This window comes from Allomuricauda ruestringensis DSM 13258 (genome assembly GCF_000224085.1).
Taxonomy (GTDB): Bacteria; Bacteroidota; Bacteroidia; order Flavobacteriales; family Flavobacteriaceae; genus Flagellimonas; species Flagellimonas ruestringensis.
This window is the reverse complement of sequence record NC_015945.1, coordinates 1,528,823-1,551,978: the sequence shown is the minus strand read 5'-3', so window position 1 is coordinate 1,551,978 and position 23,156 is coordinate 1,528,823. Positions and strand designations below refer to the sequence as shown.

The window sequence follows — 23,156 nt, the reverse complement described above, 5'->3', positions numbered from 1 at the left end:
TAAAATAAAGCCCCAAGCATATCGTAATTTGCTTGGGGCTTTTTTATTTAAATCGTAATTTCAGGCAATATAAATACGAATGCTATGATCAATAAAACAGTTGCCAATGTTAAAGAGGCTTTGGAGGGTGTAAAGGATGGAATGACCTTTATGTTGGGTGGATTTGGCCTATGCGGAATACCCGAAAATGCCATTGACGAATTGGTACGATTGGGCGTTAAGGACATTACCTGTATATCCAATAATGCCGGGGTCGATGATTTTGGTCTGGGGCTACTCTTGCAGAAACATCAAATCAAGAAAATGATTTCCTCCTACGTGGGCGAAAACGATGAATTTGAACGTCAAATGTTGAGCGGAGAACTTGAAGTAGAACTGACACCACAAGGAACTTTGGCCGAAAAATGCAGGGCGGCACAAGCAGGTTTTCCTGCCTTTTATACCCCGGCAGGTTATGGAACCGAGGTCGCAGAAGGAAAAGAGACCAGGGAATTTGATGGAAAAATGTATGTGTTGGAGCCAGCATTTAAAGCTGACTTTTCGTTTGTAAAGGCATGGAAAGGAGACGAAGCCGGCAACCTTATTTTTAAGGGAACTGCACGGAACTTTAACCCCTGTATGTGCGGAGCAGCTACCATTACCGTAGCTGAGGTAGAGGAGCTCTTGCCGGCAGGAAGTCTGGACCCGAATGAAATCCATATCCCTGGAATATTTGTGCAGCGTATTTTCCAAGGAAAATCATTTGAGAAAAGAATAGAGCGGCGAACGGTGAGACAAAAGAAATGAGGCTAAGTTATACATGCTCTGCTTGCAAGAAGTTAAATTATATAAAGCACAAAGCAAGTACAAGACCAGATTTACAAGTCAAGCTGGGAACGGATGATATTAAGGTTGATTGTGAAAACTGTGGAAAGATGGACAAAAAGCATTTGAATCAAATCACTACTGTTGTGGATAATAGGATAGTTTTATTGGGCCTTTTGATTGGATTAATATTAACATTGGTATTTTGGAATACCTACAGAGCTATATCCACAGCAAGTCTTATTATCCCACTACTTTTTTGGATTTCAGAAAATAAAGCTTTGAGTGGATTTAATAAATTTCTAATAAAACGTAAATAATGCTTGATAAAAACGGAATAGCAAAACGGATCGCAAAAGAGGTCAAAGACGGATACTACGTAAACCTGGGTATTGGTATTCCCACTTTGGTCGCCAATTTTGTACGGGACGATGTAAGTGTTGAATTTCAAAGCGAGAACGGAGTATTGGGCATGGGGCCTTTCCCATTTGAGGGGGAAGAGGATGCTGATATCATCAATGCGGGTAAACAGACCATAACCACTTTGCCAGGTGCTTCTTTTTTTGATTCTGCCCTGAGTTTTGGAATGATCAGGGGCCAACACGTCCATTTGACCATTTTAGGGGCGATGGAAGTAGCGGAGAACGGAGATATCGCCAACTGGAAGATACCTGGAAAGATGGTAAAAGGAATGGGAGGTGCCATGGACTTGGTAGCTTCTGCGGAAAATATCATAGTGGCGATGATGCACACGAACAGGGCCGGGGAATCAAAATTGTTGAAACGATGCACCTTGCCTTTGACCGGTGTAGGGTGTGTAAAAAAAATTGTGACCAATCTTGCCGTTTTGGAGGTGACTCCCAATGGATTCAAATTAATGGAAAGAGCACCTGGGGTCACCGTTGAGGAAATCGTAGAAGCAACCGAAGGAAAACTTGTTGTGGAAGGAGATATTCCCGAAATGACTATTTAATAAATATCCAAACAATTTTTACAACAAAATCAAGCCATTACACAACAATTGTTTTAAATTACCATTCATCGATTATATATTTGGTTATATCGAAATTTTTACCCAAATTAACACCACAAACCTAATTAACCATGGCACTAAAATCAAAAACCACGATGGACGAAAATGTTCAAGTCTACAGAAACGATTTTTTCACAGGTTTTATGCTTTTGATCAAAAAGCTTTTCATGCTATAGATCAGTAGTTATCCCCCTGAAAAATATAGAGCCAACATCGTGTTAGGCTCTTTTTTTGTGATAATTTTGGGCATAATTTCTAGCCATGTCCTTGCACTATAAAAAATGTACCGCTTCCGACCTAAAAACTTTGGTGCATATATCCAAAGAGACCTTTAGAACGGCTTTTGAAAAGGACAATGACCCAAAGGATTTTGAAGCGTATATCCAAGAAGCGTTCCATCCTGATAAACTAGCCAAAGAGCTTGCCCACAGGGACTGTCTTTTTCATTTTGTTTATGACGATGAAACATTGGTTGGGTATTTTAAATTGAATATTGGAACGGCGCAGACCGATGTGCACGATCCCAATGCCTTAGAAGTTGAACGTATTTATGTGCTTGGGGAGCATCAAGGTAAAAAGATAGGTGCTTGGATCCTTCAAGAGATCATCACAAAAGCCAAAGAGTTGGATAAAGACTATATTTGGCTAGGGGTATGGGAACACAACCCCAAAGCCATACGTTTTTATCAAAAACATGGTTTTACAAAGTTTAACGAACACCCTTATTATATCGGTACCGATAAACAAACCGATTGGTTGTTGCGTTTAGATCTTCAATAAATTTCCCAGATAAAGAATATCGCCCTCCGCCTGTAGTTTGTATGCAAAAGAGTTTTCGTAAGCGGCATGAATCAGCAAAGAAATGGCATTTGCGTTCAATTTGGTCAAACTATTGGTGCGGTACACTACATCGCGGATTGTGGAAAAACTCACATTGCTCTGTATGGCAATGTTGGCAAAATCGTTTTTAGAAGTATTTCTTCGCAGTATTTCGGACAGCTTTTCATTGATCGGCTTTCCATAATCCTCTTCCCTAAAAATCAATTCGCCTTTTACGATTGGCCCAAGGCCTTTAATGGAACCCATTTATAATTCGTGTTTAAATAATTATATGTCGGGGTCAGATCCTATTTTCTATATTTGGCTTGTAACCCAATTACAGAAAATTAGATGAATTGCTGCGTTGATTGCTTGTTGCGTAACAATATTACACAATATAGAAATAAATGTATATAATTAAGCAGTTAAGACGAAAAAATAATATTAGCCAATCACAATTGGGTAAAGAAATTGGGGTTAGCCTTCGCACCATTCAGCTCTACGAACGCAAGGATGCAAACATTCCCATTAAGAATCTCACCAAAATTGCCGAATATTTTGGACTTACCATTGCCGAACTCTATATGCACGAGGTCAACGACATGGGAGAGGCCTACACCAAGCGACAGCCTTTTACAAAACATGGCAGTGTTTTTTACCCGTTGGAGCATGGAAAATACTTGGTAATGGCCCCTTTGGTATTGGTGGAATGGCACAAAAAATATATTCAAAGTTTAAAGAAAAACAATCTGAGCAATCCTTTTCAGGGAGGTTTTATAATTGATTTTTTAGCGGATGAACCCCATCGCATATTTGAGGTGTCCGGCGATTCCATGAACGATTCCAGCTTAGAGGCAATTCCGAACAAGGCATATGTACTTGGGTTGGAAATTAAAAAAGAATCGTTAACGCGCAATAATGAAACCTTTTGGAACCAATCTTATATATTGGTTTGTACGAATAGGATTATCTGTAAACAGCTTACAGGGTATAACAGGGAAAATAAGACGATTTTGTGCCATAATTTGAACACATCTCCCGAATTTCAGGACTTTGAGCTGCCTTTGGATGATGTGTTACAAGTCTTCAAGATTGTGAAAAAGCAGCTTTGACTTTATCCAAGTGCACTAAAACTTCCTCCAAACATTCATCTAAGTTTTTCTTGATTTCAGATTCCCAAAAACGGAAGACGGTATATCCCATTTCTTTTAGAGCTTGATTCACCTCCTCGTCCCGTTGCATGTTGCGTTCAATCTTCGGAATCCAGAACTCTCGGTTAGTCTTGATTTTTTGTTTACGCTCCTCCCAATTGTAGCCGTGCCAGTACTCACCATCAATAAATATAGCGGTCTTGTACTTTTTTAGGGCGATATCGGGCTTTCCAATGAGTTTTTTGTAGTCGATGCGGTAACGGTAGCCCGACTGCCACAACGCTTTTCTGAAGGCAAGCTCTGGCTTGGTGTTCTTGCCCCGTATTCTTCCCATGATCCTGGAACGCTGCGGTGTAGTGTAAAACCCCGAATCCTCGCTAAATCGAGGTACTTTGATGCGATCTTTCGGGTATTCTCTGGGCATACGTTAATATACACAAGTTTGAATCAAAAAATAATGCAACATCACACTCATCTTTTTACACCTCAATTTAAGCTTAAAATTGGGTGTTCTAAGCATTCGGATTTTTGTCCCGAACTTTTTTGTACCATCGGATACCGAGCATCAATAAAATCATAAGGGCAAAGATGCCCACAATACCATAGATCCAATTAAAAGCACTTTTTAAAACCACCAAAAACACAACGGCAAACAGGACAAGGGTAGCCACCTCATTCCAAATTCGCATAAATTTTGAAGTGTATTTAACCTCATCCCGCTGTAATTGCTTAAAAATTTGATGGCATTTAAAATGATACACAAAAAGTAGCGCCACAAAGGCCAGTTTAACGTGCATCCAAGGTTGCTGCAACCATGCGGGCATCAAAATCAACAACCATATCGCGAACAACGTACACAAGATTGCCGATGGCCAAGTAATGATGTACCATAATCGTTTCGTCATCAACTTTAATTGATCGGAAAGGATTTCCCTATCGGGTGATGGTTTTTGCCAAGCTTCAATATGGTAGATGAACAGCCTGGGGATGTAGAACAAACCTGCAAACCAGGTCACCACAAATATTAAGTGCAACGATTTTATATAGGGGTACAGCAATTATTCAGCTTTTATATTTTACATCCGAATGGCACCAACACCATTCTCCCAGAGTTTGGCGTTAAAATTAGGTATTTCTGTATTCATTAGAGCTTCTGCTCGTTGTTTTAACCCAACCCATTGTGCGTCCAGTTCTCTCTTTCTATCTTTTGACGGTTGATTGATTTGTGGCAATGCGCTGTTGCTATGGTTCATCACAAAAAGATATTCTGCGGTAAACTTGTTGGGGAAGTTCTCCACATCGTCATACGCCTGTGATTTTCGCTGTACCATTTCCTTGTCCCATGCTTTTAATTTATCGAGTAAAGCTTGGCCTTCTTTCTTAAGATCATCATTATCCAAATCTTTCAAAAGCTTCTCCAATTGACCTTGCACTTCTTTCAACTTGTTCACTTTGTTGTGCATATCGGTAAGTTTGGTCTCGAAATCCGTCATAATGGCATTGTGTTCCTCAAAACGCTCTTGTGTTATTTCGGTGTTGGGTGTGGGAACAACGATTCCTTGCGTGGAAACTGTTTCCCCACTGGCTTTTAAATTGATGGTGTAGTTCCCCGGTGGCACTTTGTGACCCGTAAAATCAGCCTCAATATAAACTCTTGGAATGCCTGGCATTATTGGGGTTTTTAAATCCCAAACAAAGCGGTTCAATCCCTTGTCGGTTCCCAAAACAGGCTTTGGTGGAGCTCCACCGCCATTATGCGGTATATAACTTTCATCTTTTTGGGAAGTAAAATTGCGAACTACTTTACCCTGGCCATTCAAAATTTCCATGGTCACCTCCGTAGAATCCATTTTTTCGGGAAGATTATAGTAGATTACCATGCCATTGGCAGGGTTCATTCCTTCAAAAGAATTGGTTCCCGTCACACTTTTTGAACTGCTGTTAAGCTGACTTCCCCAATTACCGTGAATGGCTTCTTCTGGCTTGTAAATTTTCAGGTCTTTGGCAACTCCCTTGTACTGTGATAGTGTGGTAATGTTGTCCAAAATCCAAAAAGACCTTCCAGATGTTGCCACGATCAAATCCCCTTGATGCACCTTTAAATCCGTAATCGGTGTTTTGGGCAAATTCAATTGTAAGGCTTCCCATTTTTTTCCATCGTTCCAAGAAACATAGAGTCCCTTCTCGGTACCTGCGTACAACAATCCTTTTTGCTCTTGATCTTCTCGCACTACCCGTGTAAAAGCTCCATAAGGAATTCCTTCACTTATGTTCGTCCACGATTTACCGTAGTCGCTGCTTTTGTATATGGCAGGGGTGTAATCGTTGAATTTATATCGGGTGGTGGCAATGTAGATGGTACCTGGGTCATGTGGCGATACCTCAATGGCGTTCACCAAACATTCCTTTAACCCCTTTGGGGTTATGTTCTCCCATGACTCCCCTCCATTTTTGGTGATATGCACCAAACCATCATCACTTCCCGTAATCAAAATTCCTTTTTCGTGCGGTGATTCAATAATGTAAGCTAAAGTTCCGTAGTTTTCGGCACCTACGGCTTCGTTGGTGTAGGGGCCACCTCCTTTTCCTTGCAGCTCATCTTGATCTCTGGTTAGGTCCGGGGATATTTCTTCCCAAGTGACACCGTTGTCCCTAGTTCTTAGCACCAATTGGGCTCCATGATAAAACGTACCGGGTTTGTGTTTGGACCAAATTACGGGTGCGTTCCAATTGTAGAGGTATTTCATATCGCGTGCATCACGTCCCAAATATTGGATGGGAGCTGCCATGACCTTACTCGACATTTTTGCTTCCATATCCAACAACTCAATAGTGCCCAAATAACTTCCGCCCATTACATATCTTGGGTCATCGGGATCAAAGGCCAAAAAAGCACTCTCCCCACCTGCGGAATAATGCCAATCTTCTTGGTTGATGCTCCATCGACCTACGGAAAGACTTGCAATTTTTACCGAAGTATTATCTTGTTGACCTCCGTAGATATTGTAAGGGAACAGGTTATCCGTACTGATTCTGTAAAATTGAGCTGTGGGCATATTGTCCTGTAGCGTCCAATTTTCGCCATAATCAAAAGTAATGGTCGCCCCGCCATCGTCCGCCAACAAAATGTTTTCGGAGTTATCCGGATTGATCCACAAATCGTGGGTATCGCCATGGGGCACTGAGATGGTCTCCCATGTTTTCCCCCCATCTTCGGAACGGAACATGGAAGCACTCAGCACATACACGGTGTCTTCATCATTAGGGTCGGCAAACACTTCAATATAATACCAGGCACGTTGCACCAATCGGTTATCTCCACTTACCATCTGCCAGCTATCACCGGCATCATTCGAAACGAACAGACCACCCTTGTCTTGGTTTGTGTCACTTTCGATTACGGCATACACCTTATCAGAATTGGCAGGGCTTACCGCTATGGCCATTTTCCCTTTTTCTTCGGGAAGACCTTTGGTCATTTCAGTCCAAGTATCCCCGCCATCGGTACTTTTATACAATCCACTTCCGGGTCCACCACTGATTACCTTGTTGGGCTTGCGCTGATGCTCCCACATCGCTGCATATAACACTAAAGGGTTATTGGCATCCATGGAAAGCTCCGCGGCTCCTGTTCCCTCATCCACATATAGAATCTTCTCCCAAGTTTTACCGCCATCCATGGAACGGTATATCCCTCTTTCCTCATTTGGTGCGTACAGAGCTCCTTGGGCGGCTACATAAACAATATCGGGGTTGGTCGGGTGGATGATAATCCGTGAAATGTGTTGGGTTTTTTCCAAGCCTAGCTTGATCCATGTTTTTCCCGCATCGTTGGATTTGTACATGCCGTCTCCATAAGAGGTCATTACACCTCTGGGCGCATGCTCGCCCATACCACAATACACAATATTGGGGTTGGATGGTGAAACAGAAACGGCCCCAACGGAACCCATTTCAAAAAAACCATCAGAAATGTTTTCCCATTGGCCTCCTGCATTGCTGGTTTTCCAAAGTCCGCCACCCGTTGTACCCATATAATAGGTAAGCGGGTCGCCCACAACACCGCTTGCCGTTACGGAACGTCCGCCCCTAAATGGTCCAATGTTTCTAAATTTCATGGGTTCAAAATAATCGTTGGCGGTCTGTGCAAAAGTCAGCGTGCCAAATAATGCACCTAACAGAAGAAATAATCTTTTTTTCATGGTGATGGTTGGTTTGTATTATGGAATATGTATTGTATACAATGAAAAGAGGGTGTCTAAAAAGCTCGTTATCTGTCAGTTCGAGCGCAGTCGAGAACCTAAAGTAGGTTGATAATCAATGGGTTTCAACTGCGCTCAACCTGACAAATTCAAACTTTTGTTGCTTTTTATACACCCTCATTCTCTTTATTCTTCGATGCTCAAATAATTCAATTTAAGCTGATTGAACTCTGCATTAAAAGCGGAAATCTCTTCATCGACCAAGGAGTCAAAAGCTTCCAATTGCTGGTTTATTTTCCCTGACATCTCATTTTTCACTGCGACATCCTGCTCTGTCGGCGGGAAATCATCTATGGAAACCAAACTGTTCAAGTGTGCCAGTTTGTTGGTCAATTTGATGGGAAAGTTCAATGGATCTTGGTTACTTCTGTTCTTGGTTTGGTACAGTTCTTTTTCAATGGAACTGAATTTCTCCTTCATCTTTTTGGCTTTTTCCACCAAGGCTTTTGTTGCCTCATCATCTTTATACTTTTTGATGAACTCGTCCAACTTGGCATTGATTGCTCTAATCTTTTTGATGGATTGATGCGCTCTGTCGACGGTTTCGTTCACCTCGGTGATGAAATCGTACTGCTTTTGCATATCTGCAGCAGTAACTTCAGCCCTTGGATCGGGAAGAATGGTAAAGTTCTCCGTTTGGGCATTTCCGTTTACATTCAAACTAACTTTGTAGGTTCCAGGAACCGCTTTAGGTCCGTTAAGGTTGGCCCACCATAGAATCATCCCGTCCAATCTTTCGGCACCTTTGCCACGGGTATCCCAAACGTAGGTGTTCCCTCCTTTTTTGGCTTCCAGTTTTTTATCCTTCTCCTTGGCATAAGTGCTATAGGTTGCCAAGGTATCACCGTTCATTTTGGTATACGTTAGTGCAATACTGTCTTTTTCGGAGAAATCTTTCAAGTAAAAATGAGTAATGACTCCGTTGGCCAAGTTTTCGCCCTCCGTCTTAGATGGTTTTCTAGCTGCTCTTCCTTTGGTTCTGTAACTATCTCTTGGCTTGTACAAAATAGCATCCGCAGATTTTTTGGCATCATCCAATTGGTGCAGCACGGTAAGGTCATCAATCACCCATACGCTTCTACCTTGGGTCGCCACGATCAAGTTATCATCCTTAATGGTCAAATCCGTAATGGGAACTATGGGCAAGTTCAACTGAAACTTCTCCCAGTTGGCTCCATCATTAAAGGAGATATACATGCCTGTTTCGGTTCCTGCATACAGTAAACCTTTTCGCTTTGGGTCTTCCCTTACCACACGGGTAAAGTGCTCATCGGCTATTCCGTTGGTAATTTTTGTCCAAGTTTTTCCGTAATCGGTAGTTTTATAAAGATATGGCGCAAAGTCACCCAACTTGTAACGCGTAGCGGCCACGTAACAAGTACCCTCATCAAAAGTAGAAGGTTCAATGCTATTGATCATGTTCCACTCGGGCATGTTGGGCGGTGTTACATTTTCCCAAGTTTGCCCTCCATCTTTGGTGACATGAATAAGACCGTCATCACTACCAACCCAAAGTAATCCTTCTTTTAAAGGACTTTCGTTGGCGGCGAAAATGGTACAGTAGTACTCCACACTTGTATTATCTTGGGTGATGGGACCTCCACTGGACACCAATTTGTCGGGGTCGTTTCGGGTAAGGTCGCCACTCAACAACTCCCAGCTCTGACCTTCATTGGTGGTCATGTGCACATGGTTGGAGAAGGTGTACAATTTATTGGGGTCATGTTTACTGAACATGATAGGGAAGTTCCACTGAAAACGGTACTTCATCCCTTCGGCACCATGACCCATGGGGTTATCTGGCCATACGTTAACCGCTCTGGCTGTATTTTTGGCATGATTTACTCTAGTCAATAATCCGCCGTAACTACCTCCGTAAACAATATCGTCATTCTCTGGGTCCACGGCAATGTGAGCGGATTCACCACCGGCAGTTTCTTCCCAATCGTCCTCACCAATGGAACCGTCATCACTTCTGTAATTGATTCTTAGCGTAGAGTTATCTTGCTGCGCCACATAAATTCTGTACGGGAATGCATTATCGGTAGTAACTCGGTAAAACTGTGCTGTGGGTTGGTTGTGGTAGGTGCTCCAGGTTTCACCGCCATCATAACTTACTTGAGCGCCTCCATCATCGGCCATAATCATACGGTTAGAGTCTTCCGGTGCAATCCAAAGGTCGTGGTGGTCACCATGCGGGGCATTGGAAAATTCAAAGGTTTTTCCTCCATCCGTACTTTTGTGATAGCTTACATTCAGCACATAAACTACATCTTCATTATTGGTATCGGCATAAACTCGGGTATAGTACCATGCACGTTGTCTTAAACTTCTGTCGCTATTAACAAGAGCCCATGTTTTACCTGCATCTTCCGAACGGTACAGACCTCCTTTTTCCTTGTTTTCTACCATGGCCCAAACCCTATTACTGTTTTGGGGCGAAACGGCCACACCGATAATTCCTAACGTATCGGTAGCAAAACCTTCGTTGTTGGAAATCTCTGTCCAAGTTTCTCCGCTATCGGTACTTTTCCAAAGAGCAGAACCTTCACCTCCACTGTTCAAACTGTAAGGGGTGCGTTCAATTCTCCATGTAGATGCATATAAAATCCGTGGGTTGTTCGGGTCAAAAGTTAAATCAACCGCTCCGGCCATATCGTTGGCATAAAGTACTTTTTTCCAAGTCGCGCCTCCATCGGTGCTTTTGTAAACACCTCTTTCTTCGGTGGGCTTGTACAAATTGCCCATTACAGCGGCGTAAACAATATCAGAATTCTCGGGATGAACTCGCATTCGGGAAATATGACGGCTTTTGTCCAAGCCCAGTGATTTCCATGTTTTTCCGGCATCCTCGGTTTTCCAAACACCATAACCTGATGAAACGTTGCCACGAACGGTTTGCTCTCCTCCACCTACATAGATTACATTGTGGTCGCTTTGCGCCACCTCAACGGCACCGATACTCCCTCCAAAATAACCGTCGGAAATATTTTCCCATGAGCGACCTCCATCGGTAGTTCTCCATACACCACCACCTGTAGCTCCGAAATAATACAGATTAGATTCTCCCGGTACTCCGGCAACAGTTCCGGAACGACCTCCACGGAAAGGACCGATCAATCTGTATTCCAAACTTGAGTATAATTTTTCGGGGTATTCCGGTGCGCTTTGTTTTTTGTTCCTGCGCTGGGAATGCATTGGGGCAATAAACAATGTTGCGGTAAGCAAAAGCATACCAATTTTGAAAAAGCAAGTCTTCATTTTTAAAGTGTTGAGTTAGTCTGCCTTAAAAGTAGTGAAAAAGGCACAAAAAAATTATCTAATATTTTGTACTTTAACCTCGCAGATAAAAAATCAAAAACTAAACCATGCTCAAATTTTTAAGGCTCGCCGTTTTAATCTTGGCGATAGCTGCTTGTAAAAACCAATCAAACAAGAAAGACGAAACAACAACAACCCCCACAACTGATGAGAAGAAATCTGAATGGACCTACCTTTTTGACGGCACCAGTCTAGAAGGTTGGCGCGGTTACGGTATGGATTCCCTGCCTCCGGGGTGGACAATAAAAGACAGTTTCCTCACTTTTGACACCGAATTGGGACTGGAACAGGATTATACCGGCGGGAAAGATATTATTTATGGCGCCGAAGAGTTCGATAATTTTGAACTCTATCTGGAATGGAAAATACCCAAAGGGGCCAACAGCGGAATTTTTTACCATGTAAAAGAAGGTTATAATGGGCCTCCTGTTGTGTCTCCAGAATATCAGATCATCGACGATGAAAACTATGCGGACATACACGATTTGACAGGGTACAACTCGCAATTTGGTGCAGAACACCCAGAGCTTCTTCAAGATTGGCAAAAAACAGGTGCCGATTATGCCATGCATACCGCGGACGAATCTCAAAAACAACTGAATCCGGTAGGCGAATGGAATTCTTCAAAAATTGTGTTCACCCCCGAAAAGGTGGAACACTGGCTCAACGGTAAAAAATTATTGGAATTTGTACCGTGGTCCGATGACTGGAAAGCCAAAAAGAATTCAGGGAAATGGGACAACGCGCCCGACTACGGAAAATACAAAACGGGCTACATTGCCCTTCAGGATCATGCGAGCCCTATTTGGTTCAGAAACATAAAAATTAAAAAACTATAACCTCCAACCATGAACAAAAGAGAATTTATCAAGAAAAGTAGTGTGGGAGCACTTGGAATCATGTTTGCCCCTTCCATTTTAAAGGCAGGCTTCCCAAAAGAAAAACTAAGAACAGCCCACATTGGAGTCGGCAATATGGGAATGGAGGACCTAAAGGCCGTCTCATCCCACGAAGCAGTTGAGGTAATCGCTCTTTGCGATGTAGATGCCATCAACCTATCCACTGCCCATAAAATGCATCCGGGAGCACGTATCTTTTTTGATTACCGTACCATGCTGGAAGAAATGGGCGACGAAATTGATGCCGTTATCGTTTCCACACCAGACCATACCCATGCACCAGCTTCGTTGATGGCGATGAACATGGATAAGCCAGTCTATTGTCAAAAACCATTGACCCACTACGTTTCCGAATCCAGAGAGATGAAAAAAGTAGCGGCCGAAAAAGGCTTGGTGACACAAATGGGGATACAGGTACATTCATTTTACGATTACAAATTGGCCACACTTTTGATTCAATCCGGCATTATTGGCAAAGTACATACCGTACATGCGTGGTCTCCTAAAAACTGGGGCTATGATGGGCCACTACCTGAAGGAAAAGACCCCGTACCAGACCAATTGGATTGGAACCTTTGGTTGGGCACCTCAAAAGAAAGGCCTTATAAAGATGGAATGTACCACCCTGGAAACTGGAGAAAACTCATGGATTATGGCTGTGGTACCTTGGGCGATATGGGCGTGCATATTTTTGACACCCCATACAACGCTTTGGAGCTGGATGTTCCAAGAACCATTATGACGCAGTGTAGACCCACCAATGGATTTGGTTTCCCAGAGAAAAATACGGTTACCTATGAATTCCCGGGTACAGAGTACACGGGCAAATCCCTAAAATGGATCTGGTACGATGGACCTGGCGTTCCAGAAATGCACGAAGACCTTATGTTGCCGGGCATGGAAATGAAAAAGGACAAAAAGACCACTAACAAGAGTGATAAAAACAGTATTTCCTTGGATGCAGGGGTAGCGGGTGAAAACGAGTTGCCAGAACAGGGAGCTATGTTCGTTGGTGAAAAAGGACGTTTGTTGCTACCTCACTTTATGCAATTGCCAAAGAAAATTCGAAAAGGTAAATACGTGGACATCTCCAAAGAAATCGCCAAGGTTTCCGAAGAGCACAACTTGGGAGAACCCATCCGAAATTATGGTACTGAAGGGCCCAAGCATTACCACCAATTTGTGGACGCTTGTTTAGGAAAGGACACCACTACCGCACCGTTTGATTATGCGGCAAGATTGACGGAAACCATTTTATTGGGTACCATTGCAGGCCGCTTCCCTGGAGAAACCTTGCATTGGGATGCAGAAACCGCCCAATTCAAAGAAGAAAAAGCCAACAAATATTTGGCTGGGGATTACAGGGATTTTTAAAAAGTAAAAAATTTTATGTCATCCACCCAGGAGTATTGGCTAAGTGGCCCTATACCAGATGTACCCGCACTTTTGCAACCAGCAGCGCATGCTTTGTTGCAATCTGTGCAGGAAGCAAAGGAATATTTGTCCGAATTCCCCGAAGACAAGCTTTGGGAAAAACCATTTGGCAGGGCTTCGGTCGGGTTTCATCTGAAACATTTGACCGGCGTGTTAGATCGATTACTGACCTACGCAAAAGAAGAGACCTTGACAGATGCACAATTCCAATACTTAAAAAACGAAGGGAATGGAGAAAATGCTCCAACATCCCAGCAACTGATAGCGGATTTTGAGACAAAGGTGGGCCAAGCATTGAAGTGTTTTAAAACTATCCCGGAAACGACGCTTACAAACGAACGCTTTGTGGGAAGAAAAAAGCTGCCCACTACCGTGATAGGATTACTTTTTCATGCGGCCGAACACAGCCAACGCCATGTGGGGCAATTGTTGGTTACGGTAAGTGTTTTGAAAGGTTAATGGGTCAGTTATGAATAAGCGAAATCACAGTTTTTGTTTTTTATTATACATATTCCCGTTGTTGGTGCTATCACAAAACCGTCTTCGGGATCATGGGGTCGAAATCGGGGTACTAAAGCCCGGAGCCTTGAATGCCATCACCGATGTGCCTGGGGTGCAAGTAGGTCATTCCACACTAATTGAGGGTGATAACGTTAGAACAGGGGTCACTGCCATTCTTCCTCATTCCGGAAATATATTTCAAGAAAAAGTGCCTGCGGCCATCTATGTGGGCAATGGTTTTGGCAAATTGGCAGGTTACACCCAAGTAAAGGAACTGGGTAATTTGGAAACCCCTATTCTCCTCACCAATACGCTCAGCGTTCCCACTGCGATGAATGCAGTTATTGGTTACACGCTCAATCAGCCTGAAAACGAGGATGTTCGTTCCGTAAATGCGGTGGTCGGCGAGACCAACGATGGTTACCTCAACGATATCCGAGGTCGCCATATCACGGAAGAGCATGTGCTTCAAGCTATTTCCAATGCAAAATCGGGCCCTGTTACCGAAGGTAATGTCGGAGCCGGAACGGGAACAATTTGTTTTGGTTTCAAGGGTGGCATAGGAACATCATCCAGAGTGTTGCCCAAAAAATTGGGCGGTTACACCGTAGGCGTTTTGGTGCAGACCAATTTCGGAGGTGTTTTACAGATTGCAGGCGTAGAGGTGGACAAGCAACTCGACCGTTATGCGGACGCTCTCAAATATTCAGCGGATGGTTCCTGCATGATGGTTGTGCTCACCGATGCTCCGCTGGATTCCAGAAACTTGGAACGCTTGGCCAAACGAGCCATGTTGGGTCTTTCACGAACCGGAGGTATTGCCAGCAATGGCAGTGGCGATTATGTAATCGCCGTTTCCACGGCAGAAGCTTGCCGTATTCCCTATCAAAGTGAAAACCCGACACAAACCATGACAATTCTGCGAAATAACACCATGACGCCTTTGTTCCTCGCTGCCATTGAAGCGACTGAGGAGGCCATCTTGAATTCCCTTTTTGCAGGAGAAACCATGAAAGGTCGAGATGGGCATACTATTGAAGCGCTTCCAAAGGAAAAGGTGATGGAAATGTTGGAAGAGGCTGGAAAAATGGACTGATTGTTGGCTAACTGTAACAATACCTTGTCATTTCTCACTAATCTAACGGAAACAATCTTCTTTTTTTTATAAATTAAGCATCGAATAAACTAAAGACACTACCATGGATATTTTTGGAAAAATCAAAGAAAAACTCAGCAACGAGTTTATCGACATTGTCGAGTGGCTGGATTATACAGACGACACCATTGCATATCGCTTTGAGCGTTATCAAAATGAAATAAAGAACGGAGCAAAACTAATTGTCCGTGAAGGGCAGACCGCGGTTTTTATTAACGAAGGTCAATTGGCCGATGTATTCAGACCCGGCACCTATGACCTCACTACACAAAACCTGCCCATTCTGGCCACCTTAAAGGGTTGGAAATATGGGTTCAATTCCCCTTTTAAGGCCGAGGTGTACTTTGTGAACACCCATCTTTTTACAGATGAAAAATGGGGCACCAAAAGTCCCATCACTTTAAGTGACGACCGATTTGGTTTGGTTGAGATAAGAGCGTTTGGAACATACGCCTTTAAAATTTCCGATGCTGGAAAATTCATTAAGGATATTGTTGGCACGGACAGCAACTTTACCAATTTTGAAATCAACGAACACTTAAAAAGTTTGATCGCCACCCGATTTACAAATACGGTCGGCCAAGCCAATCTGCCCATTGAACTCTATGCGGCCAATACCACCGAGCTTTCGGATACCTGTCGGGAAGTAATGGCCCCCGAGTTTGAAAGTGTGGGCATTTCCTTGGAAAAATTCTATATTGAGAACGTTTCCATGCCCGAGGACCTTAAAAAGGAAATCTTCGAGTACAGCCGTATCGATAAACTGGATTTGGACAAATTAACCAAATTCAAGACCGCGAAAGCCATCGAGGCTGCTGCCCAGAACGAAGGAGGTACCGCCGGAGCTGGTATGGGCATGGGTATGGGGTTTGCACTTGCCCAACAAATGAGCGGCATGATGGGCGGAAACGCTCAAGTTGCTACACAAAGGGCCGCTCAATCTACTGCCGGAGCGGTTCCTCCCCCAATGCCAACACAAACCATGTACTTTTACGCAGCAAATGGTACACAACACGGTCCCGTTACCTTTGAGCAAATGCAATCCTTATTTGCTTCGCGGACCATTAACCGCGATAGTTTGGTATGGAAACAGGGCATGGCAACATGGACTGCATTGAAAGATGTAGAGGAATTGAAATCGTTCTTGGGAGGCAACACGCCACCGCCTTTACCAGCTGAGTAATACATTTATTGCTATTTCTGTAAAGGAGCTTGTGACTGAAAAATCTAATCGGAATGATTGTTTTTCGAGATTTCCCATATTGATTTATTATATCGCCTCGAACATTTTACCGGGCAATGGTCGGATTACACCTTTCATTTCCATATTTAAAAGTGTGGACGAAACTTTAAAAATGGGCAGATTGCACTCCAAAGCAACGGTGTCCAGCAATTGCTTGCCGTTCATCTGCAAGTAAGAGTAGATTGACTGTTCTGTTTCGTCCAGCTCGATAAATAGTTGTTTTTGTACCGTTTTTTTCTGCTTTTTCTCCTCAATTTCCCACCCTAAAAGATACACGAGCTCCGCTGCTGAAGTCAACAAATGGGCCTTTTGGAATTTGATGAGATCGTTACAGCCTTTGCTCCATTTATCTGTGGCCCTTCCGGGAACAGCAAACACTTCTCTATGATAGCCATGGGCCAAATCCGCCGTGACCAAACTGCCTCCTTTCTCAGCTGACTCGATTACAATGGTTGCTTCGCTGATTCCGGCAATAATTCGGTTACGTTTTAGAAAATTCTCACGGTTGGGTTGGCTCGTACTCCAGAACTCGGATATAAAACCACCATTCGCTTCTATCTTGGATTTGTATTTTGAGTGCACTTTGGGATAAATTTGATTGAGTCCGTGCGCCATGCAGGCAATAGTCTGCAATCCATGATCCATTGCTGCTTTTTGAATGGCAATGTCCACGCCGTAGGCCAATCCACTAACAATAATTGGGTTTAAAGGGGCTATCTCCTCAATAAATTGATTGCAAAACGAAGTTCCGTAGTTGGTCACGTTTCTGGTTCCGACCACACTAACGATTTTTTGATGCTTTAAATTGATATTGCCCCGTTGGAACAACAAAATGGGACCATCAACGCAATGCTTCAAACGGGTGGGATAACCATCATCCATAAAATAGAACATGGTGATGTCTTCTTTGGACAAAAACTCATACTCCTTTTGTGCTTCTTCAAGATGAATGGGGTCATGAAGACCTTTCAAAGTCATCTTACCAATGCCATCAATTTTTAAAAGATGGTGCAATTTGTCCTCAAAAACGGCTATTGGACTTCCACAATGAGCAATTAATTTTTTGGCCGTAACATCTCCGATATTGGGAATATTTTGCAGCCGTAAAGCCGCAATAATTTCAGGTTCAGTCATTTGATTTGGGTGTCAAAGTTGTTCACAAAATACAGATTTTCAAATGTTAATAAAAAGTTATCCGGCTTATTTTGTGCTGTCTCTTTTTTTGCAATATTTGTGGCTATGCGGATTGATTCATACATAGAAAAATTGTTGTTTGATTATAACTGTGTTGTGGTACCAGGTTTCGGGGCTTTTTTGGCCCATGGTAAATCCGCAGAAATTGATTTGGAGACCAACACTTTAGTGCCGCCAAGCAAGACCATTTCCTTTAACGCCCAGCTTTCCAAGAATGATGGTTTGTTGGTGTCCCATATTTCCAAAGAAAAGAATTTGGGGTATGAGGAAATGCTTCGGGAAGTGGAGCATATTGCACAGGAATGGAACAATAAATTGGTCCAGGGCGAGAGCATTGAGCTTTTTGGGATTGGCAAACTCTGGCACAACAAAGAGCAACGCATCCAGTTCCAACCTGAGGAAAAAATCAATTTTTTAACATCTTCCTTTGGTCTGTCCACATTTGCTGCCACCCCTATTCAGCGTGAGGTAATCAAAGAAGAGGTGGAAGAATTGGAAGAACGTATTCCGTTTATCATCACCCCAGAAAAAAGGGAGCAAACTTCTTTTAGGCCTTGGTTAAAGTATGCCGCCGTCTTTTTATTGGCTGTTTCTTTAGGGGTTACTTCATACCGCACCTATGGTGACCTTCAGCAAAAGGAAGTGGCTGCACAGCAAGATGCCCAACAAGAAGTGTCCCGTTTGATTCAAGAAGCTACATTTTTTGAAAGTGCTCCGTTGGAACTTCCCGCGATAAATATTAAGGTGACCAAAAAACAATTGGGCAAGCACCACGTAATCGCTGGGGCATTTCGCCAGGAGAAAAACGCCGACAAGAAAGTGACCCAACTCAAAGACAAGGGGTATAATGCGTTTTACCTGGGTGTGAACAAATATGGGCTGCACCAAGTGGCCTACGATAGTTTTGACGACCCCAAGGAAGCACTTGTCTTTTTGAGAAAGGTAAAAGTCGAAGATTCAAGGGATGCTTGGATGCTTTCCGAGAAATAATAGTTCCGCTTTCCTTTAAAACCATTCCACACTTCAATATCTTTGCGCAAAATTTAAAGGTATGCGCGCTAAAACTCCTAGTGAATCCCGTACGGTAATGACCGATTTGGTGTTACCGAGCGAAACCAACCCCCTCAACAATCTTTTTGGTGGGGAACTCTTGGCCCGTATGGACCGAGCAGCCAGTATTGCTGCCCGTAGACACAGCCGTAGGATTACGGTGACCGCTTCGGTGAACCACGTGGCTTTTAACAGAGCTGTTCCGCTAGGTAGTGTGGTGACTGTGGAGGCGGCAGTCTCTAGGTCTTTTAAAACTTCTATGGAGATATTTATCGATGTTTGGATAGAAGACCGCTTTACTGGTGAGCGCACCAAGGCCAATGAGGCGATTTATACCTTTGTTGCGGTAGATGATACTGGAAAACCAACAGAAGTTCCGCCATTGAAGCCTGAAACGGATTTGGAAAAGGAACGCTATGCTGCCGCGCTTCGCCGAAAGCAGCTGAGTTTGGTACTTGCTGGCAAAATGAGTCCTGCGGATGCCACGGAACTTAAAGCGCTGTTTACTTCATAGGATTTAGAAATCGAAATTATCGGGGTCTGGGCCAAACCGCTTGCCTTTGTCCAAGCCATCAAGCAATTGCACGTCCTCTTCGGAAAGTTCAAAATTGAAAAGGTCGGAATTGGCAACGATACGCTCTTTTTTGGATGATTTTGGAATGGTGACCACTCCTTTTTGAAGGTCCCATCGCAAAACAATCTGGGCAATCGTCTTGTTGTATTTTAAAGTCAGGTCCTTCATAATATCCAGATCAAAGATATTTCCCTGCATCAAAGGCGACCAAGCTTGGTATTGAATGCCATTGCTATTGCAGAAATCCACTAAATCCTGTTGTACCAAATAGGGGTGGAACTCCATTTGATTCACCATGGGGACAATCTCCACAGAGGTCAATAAATCTTCCAGATGATGCCGCAAAAAGTTGCTCACACCAATAGCCCTCACTCGTTTTTCCTTATATAATTTTTCAAGGGCCTTCCATGTTTCCTTGGACAGCTCTCCTTTGGGCCAATGCACCAAGTACAGGTCCAGATAATCCGTGCCCAAACGTTCCAAACTGGCATCAAAAGCTTTTAGGGTGGAATCGTAACCTTGGTCGGTGTTCCAGACTTTGCTCGTTAAAAAAACGTCCTTCCGGTCCACATTGCTTTTGCGGATTCCTGTACCAACGCCCTCCTCATTGTAGTAAATGGCGGCGGTATCAATATGTCTGTAGCCGTGGTTCAATGCAGTTTTTACAGCGTTAATAACTTCGTTTCCGTCTTCGGATTGATATACCCCCAATCCAAAATAGGGCATCTGGACCCCATTGTGCAGTTCAAAGGAGCCTTGTAAATCTGTTATTCTCTTCATAGTGTTAAAGTTGATAGATCCAATCTTCAGGATTCAAGCGATTGGAGTCTTTATAAAGATAAAACTTCAATTTTGTGGTGCCGTCCAACCGATTGGTATTGATTTCGCCGAGCACTTCTTTGACGGCGACCTTGTCCCCTTTTTTAACATAGAGATTGGATAGGTTGTAATATGTACTGATGTAGTTTCCGTGTTTTATTTGTACCCCTTTGTTTCCACCGGGCACAGTTAAAATGGCTATCACCTCACCCTCAAAAATGGCTCTTGCCTTACTCCCCGCATCGGTGGTTATGGTAACCCCATTGTTTCGGTGCTTGATTCCGGGATACAATTTATCCGCATACACCCCATATCCTTGGCTTTTCACTCCCTTTTCCACCGGCCAAATCAGCCTTCCTTTGTTGGAAGAGAAATTATCGGCCAGCAATTTAGCTTCGGGCGTCAAGGCAAAGGTTGCACTACTGGTAGATTTCCCTGAACTTTTATTGGAACTTGCAATAGCGCTTTTAATCATTCTTTCTATCTCACGATCAATTTTACGGGCCTCCTTTTGCTTTTCGGCTATGGCGGCGGTGTATTTGGCCTCGTTTTGTTTAATGCTCGTTAAAAGGTTTCTTTGGGACTCAATCTCTTTGGATAAATCGGCCTTTGCTTTTTGATTTTCGGCTATGAGCTGGTCTTTTTCCTTTCGTTGACGCACTAAGTCTTGATTCAGGGTTTTGAGTTCTTCGGTTTTTTTGACGATTCCCTCTCCTTGCTTTTTACGATGCTTTGCATATTGCTGCATATACTGAAGCCGTTTGAATGCCTGATAGAAATTCTCAGCAGACAAAAGGAACATTAATCGGTTGCTTTGCGATTTGTTCTGGTAGGTTTTTTGAATGAGCTCGGCATAATCCTCTTTCAATATTTTTAAATCTTCCCTAAGCTTACTGATGTTCCTAATGTTGACATTGATTTGTCTGTTGAGCAAATTCGACTGTTGATTAGTGACCTGTATGAGTTCTTGACGGACGTTTATTCTATTGTCCAAGGCTTCCATTTGATCCAAAACAGTACCTTTTTCCTTCCTTTCCGCAAAGAGCAACCTGTTGATTTCCTTGATTTCCTTTTGCAATCGCTCCCGTTTGGCCTCTAACACCTTTTGCTCGCTTGTTTGGGCATGCGAACCTACTGAAGTAAAAAATATAACTATCAGACAGTAAATAGAATATGAAATTTTACCTTTCATATTACTTTAATGTAATTTTATCATACCCCTTGGGTACCTTGTAGGGGAAATTCATGAGTTTATTGAGTTCTAAGTTGCGAAAGCTCAAATCTATCGTGGTTAAATCCCCTGCTTCTTCTGCTACGATCTTCACTTCATTGGGCAACACGTTTCCAGAAATATTCTGATAGGTATAATTTGCTTGCAATTGTCTCATTTTTTCTGGTTGGGATATTTCTTGAGAGGATATTTTAAAGTTTTTCGGTTCCAGTTGGAACAAAATTTTAAAAAGTTCCTGTGCCTTTTTTGGCTTTAGTTGGTAGTTGCCATTGTACACTTCCGAATTGAACTTTTCCTTTCTTAAATCCAAGACCGCATTTCCAAGAAGTAGGTTCTGAACTTTTTCAAAGTCGAGTTCCGTTCCGAGCAAATCGCTTAAATAACTAAAATCTCCATCAAAATATTCGTTTTGTAATTTGTTATAAAATGAAACCTTGTTCGGGGTAATATGGGCTTTGACCATACCTAGGGGCGCGCTCATCCAGATAACCTTGTCCTTTTCCATACGGAGGCTCACATTTACGCCCTGCGAATCGTCTCCATTGGCATAATCAATCTTGACCCTACCTCTCAATGTTTTAAATTTTGGCTGATTGGAGTAATGGGCATTGATGATATTCCTCGCCGACATTCTTGAATCCACTTCTCCTCCCGTAATGGACTTGGTGCTTTTGCAGGATCCAAGTGCGAGAAGGAAAACCATCAGCACGGCGGTTTTAGTTATGTTTTTGTATGGGTGCATTATAATCCTGTATTAATCTTGTTCAAAAATTCGTTTGCCTTTTGGGTATTTCCAATTTTGGAATATCCTTCGGAAAGTTGTTTATAAATGTTGTTCTTTAAATTTTCGTCATCCAATAGATAATCGAGTCCACTTTCCAAAACCTCTATACCCTTATTCGGATTTCCCGTGTTGTTCAATGCTGTTCCGTAAGCAAAATAAAAATAGGGCTGCAATGGATACGAATCCAATGCTCCTTTCGAAACATTCAATAACTCCTTAAAGTCTGCCGCAACAATCAGTTTTTCCATCTGTGCTTTTAACTGGGCTACAGGGTCATCCAAAATTTCCTCTTCTTTCTGAGCAATCGGAGCAATTTGTTCCTGTTTTCCTTTTTGAAGGGAGTCGTTTATTTTTCGATTCAAGTCTGATTTCAAAGGAGAGCTTTCCAAGTCGTCAAGCACTTTTGAGGCTTCCTCATATTTCTTCATTTTAAAGAATGAGACGGCCATATTTTGCTTCAGTTTATTGTTTCCGTAAGGTATTTGCTGTTTTACGTTTTCAATAGGGCTCCCCTGCTTGTCCAAAATGGTGAGCAAATTGTCCAAATACCAATAATCGGTCGGTTCTGAAAGCAAGGCCTCAATAGCATAATCCTGCGCTTGTACATATTTTTTGTCTAGCATATAGGCCTTGGCCAATTCATAGTCCACTACGCTATTGTTGGGTTCCAGTTGTTTGCATTTTAGGAAAAAATCCACGGCCCTATCGTAGTTTTGGATACCTTTTTGCTTTAAGGCTTCAAAAAAGTTTTCTTGAAACTCATCGGTATATTCTTCCAAATAGACTTCGGCACTTTCCTGTTCTTCTTGGGCATAGGTACTGTAATGCATCATTATTGATGCTCCCAAAACCATGCAAACAAGAAGTTTCTTTTTCATATT

21 protein-coding genes are annotated in these 23,156 nt (G+C 42.8%); 11 read left to right on the top strand and 10 right to left on the bottom strand.

What is annotated here, in order from left to right; all coding sequences use genetic code 11:
- Nucleotides 1-84 precede the first annotated feature (84 nt).
- From MURRU_RS06995 to MURRU_RS06980, 3 genes are all read left to right on the top strand, one after another.
- Nucleotides 85-786, top strand: a complete 702-nt coding sequence (locus tag MURRU_RS06995; RefSeq protein ID WP_014032746.1) for a CoA transferase subunit A — start codon at nt 85-87, stop codon at nt 784-786.
- Nucleotides 787-1,123: 337 nt separating this feature from the next.
- Nucleotides 1,124-1,777 carry a 3-oxoacid CoA-transferase subunit B gene (locus MURRU_RS06985; protein ID WP_014032744.1) on the top strand — a complete coding sequence of 218 codons (654 nt, stop codon included), beginning with the start codon at nt 1,124-1,126 and terminating at the stop codon, nt 1,775-1,777.
- A 321-nt stretch (nt 1,778-2,098) separates the two neighbouring features.
- The gene (locus MURRU_RS06980; protein ID WP_014032742.1) at nt 2,099-2,617 is read left to right on the top strand and encodes a GNAT family N-acetyltransferase; all 519 of its coding nucleotides are present in this window, start codon (nt 2,099-2,101) and stop codon (nt 2,615-2,617) included.
- Here MURRU_RS06980 and MURRU_RS06975 read toward each other — a convergent pair.
- A complete protein-coding gene (locus tag MURRU_RS06975) occupies nt 2,603-2,923 on the bottom strand; it encodes a hypothetical protein (RefSeq protein WP_014032741.1) in 321 nt (106 codons plus the stop codon). The two genes, MURRU_RS06980 and MURRU_RS06975, sit on opposite strands and share 15 nt — an antisense overlap.
- A gap of 140 nt (nt 2,924-3,063) precedes the next feature.
- On the opposite strand from MURRU_RS06975, the gene MURRU_RS06970 reads away from it, so the two are divergent.
- On the top strand, nt 3,064-3,768 hold the full coding sequence (locus tag MURRU_RS06970; protein WP_014032740.1) for a helix-turn-helix domain-containing protein: 705 nt from the start codon (nt 3,064-3,066) through the stop codon (nt 3,766-3,768).
- Here the strand turns inward: MURRU_RS06970 and MURRU_RS06965 are convergent.
- The 4 genes from MURRU_RS06965 to MURRU_RS06950 all read right to left on the bottom strand — a co-directional run bounded on the left by MURRU_RS06965 (nt 3,743) and on the right by MURRU_RS06950 (nt 11,330).
- Nucleotides 3,743-4,231 (bottom strand): very short patch repair endonuclease, encoded by a 489-nt coding sequence (locus tag MURRU_RS06965; protein ID WP_014032739.1) that lies wholly within the window; start codon nt 4,229-4,231, stop codon nt 3,743-3,745. The two genes, MURRU_RS06970 and MURRU_RS06965, sit on opposite strands and share 26 nt — an antisense overlap.
- 88 nt (nt 4,232-4,319) lie before the next feature.
- Nucleotides 4,320-4,865 (bottom strand): CopD family protein, encoded by a 546-nt coding sequence (locus MURRU_RS06960; RefSeq protein ID WP_014032738.1) that lies wholly within the window; start codon nt 4,863-4,865, stop codon nt 4,320-4,322.
- 18 nt (nt 4,866-4,883) lie between these two features.
- Entirely contained in the window at nt 4,884-8,009 is a 3,126-nt protein-coding gene (locus MURRU_RS06955; protein WP_014032737.1) for a VPS10 domain-containing protein, read from the bottom strand.
- A 186-nt stretch (nt 8,010-8,195) separates the two neighbouring features.
- Nucleotides 8,196-11,330 (bottom strand): VPS10 domain-containing protein, encoded by a 3,135-nt coding sequence (locus MURRU_RS06950; RefSeq protein ID WP_014032736.1) that lies wholly within the window; start codon nt 11,328-11,330, stop codon nt 8,196-8,198.
- 107 nt (nt 11,331-11,437) lie between these two features.
- On the opposite strand from MURRU_RS06950, the gene MURRU_RS06945 reads away from it, so the two are divergent.
- The 5 genes from MURRU_RS06945 (at nt 11,438) to MURRU_RS06925 (ending at nt 16,563) form a co-directional block, all read left to right on the top strand.
- A complete protein-coding gene (locus MURRU_RS06945) occupies nt 11,438-12,229 on the top strand; it encodes a 3-keto-disaccharide hydrolase (protein WP_014032735.1) in 792 nt (263 codons plus the stop codon).
- 9 nt (nt 12,230-12,238) lie between these two features.
- Complete coding sequence (locus MURRU_RS06940; protein WP_014032734.1) at nt 12,239-13,663, top strand: Gfo/Idh/MocA family protein; 1,425 nt, start codon at nt 12,239-12,241, stop codon at nt 13,661-13,663.
- 15 nt (nt 13,664-13,678) lie between these two features.
- Nucleotides 13,679-14,182, top strand: a complete 504-nt coding sequence (locus tag MURRU_RS06935; protein WP_014032733.1) for a DinB family protein — start codon at nt 13,679-13,681, stop codon at nt 14,180-14,182.
- A 10-nt stretch (nt 14,183-14,192) separates the two neighbouring features.
- A complete protein-coding gene (locus tag MURRU_RS06930) occupies nt 14,193-15,320 on the top strand; it encodes a DmpA family aminopeptidase (RefSeq protein ID WP_014032732.1) in 1,128 nt (375 codons plus the stop codon).
- A 103-nt stretch (nt 15,321-15,423) separates the two neighbouring features.
- Nucleotides 15,424-16,563, top strand: coding sequence for an SPFH domain-containing protein (locus MURRU_RS06925; RefSeq protein ID WP_014032731.1), 1,140 nt, complete (start codon nt 15,424-15,426; stop codon nt 16,561-16,563).
- Nucleotides 16,564-16,650: 87 nt separating this feature from the next.
- Here the strand turns inward: MURRU_RS06925 and dprA are convergent, their stop codons facing one another.
- Nucleotides 16,651-17,757 (bottom strand): DNA-processing protein DprA, encoded by a 1,107-nt coding sequence (dprA, locus tag MURRU_RS06920; protein WP_014032730.1) that lies wholly within the window; start codon nt 17,755-17,757, stop codon nt 16,651-16,653.
- Nucleotides 17,758-17,862: 105 nt separating this feature from the next.
- On the opposite strand from dprA, the gene MURRU_RS06915 reads away from it, so the two are divergent.
- Both MURRU_RS06915 and MURRU_RS06910 read left to right on the top strand, forming a co-directional pair.
- Nucleotides 17,863-18,807 (top strand): HU domain-containing protein, encoded by a 945-nt coding sequence (locus tag MURRU_RS06915; RefSeq protein WP_014032729.1) that lies wholly within the window; start codon nt 17,863-17,865, stop codon nt 18,805-18,807.
- Nucleotides 18,808-18,868: 61 nt separating this feature from the next.
- Entirely contained in the window at nt 18,869-19,381 is a 513-nt protein-coding gene (locus MURRU_RS06910) for an acyl-CoA thioesterase (RefSeq protein ID WP_014032728.1), read from the top strand.
- 3 nt (nt 19,382-19,384) lie between these two features.
- Here the strand turns inward: MURRU_RS06910 and MURRU_RS06905 are convergent, their stop codons facing one another.
- From MURRU_RS06905 to MURRU_RS06890, 4 genes are read right to left on the bottom strand one after another with little or no spacing between them, the layout of a single operon-like run.
- The gene (locus MURRU_RS06905; RefSeq protein ID WP_014032727.1) at nt 19,385-20,221 is read right to left on the bottom strand and encodes an aldo/keto reductase; all 837 of its coding nucleotides are present in this window, start codon (nt 20,219-20,221) and stop codon (nt 19,385-19,387) included.
- A gap of 4 nt (nt 20,222-20,225) precedes the next feature.
- On the bottom strand, nt 20,226-21,452 hold the full coding sequence (locus tag MURRU_RS06900; protein ID WP_014032726.1) for a murein hydrolase activator EnvC family protein: 1,227 nt from the start codon (nt 21,450-21,452) through the stop codon (nt 20,226-20,228).
- Nucleotide 21,453: 1 nt separating this feature from the next.
- Entirely contained in the window at nt 21,454-22,233 is a 780-nt protein-coding gene (lolB1, locus tag MURRU_RS06895) for a lipoprotein insertase outer membrane protein LolB1 (protein ID WP_014032725.1), read from the bottom strand.
- Nucleotides 22,233-23,153 carry a tetratricopeptide repeat protein gene (locus MURRU_RS06890; protein ID WP_041801379.1) on the bottom strand — a complete coding sequence of 307 codons (921 nt, stop codon included), beginning with the start codon at nt 23,151-23,153 and terminating at the stop codon, nt 22,233-22,235. Before MURRU_RS06890 ends, lolB1 begins: the two co-directional genes overlap by 1 nt.
- Between the last annotated feature and the right edge of the window lie 3 nt (nt 23,154-23,156).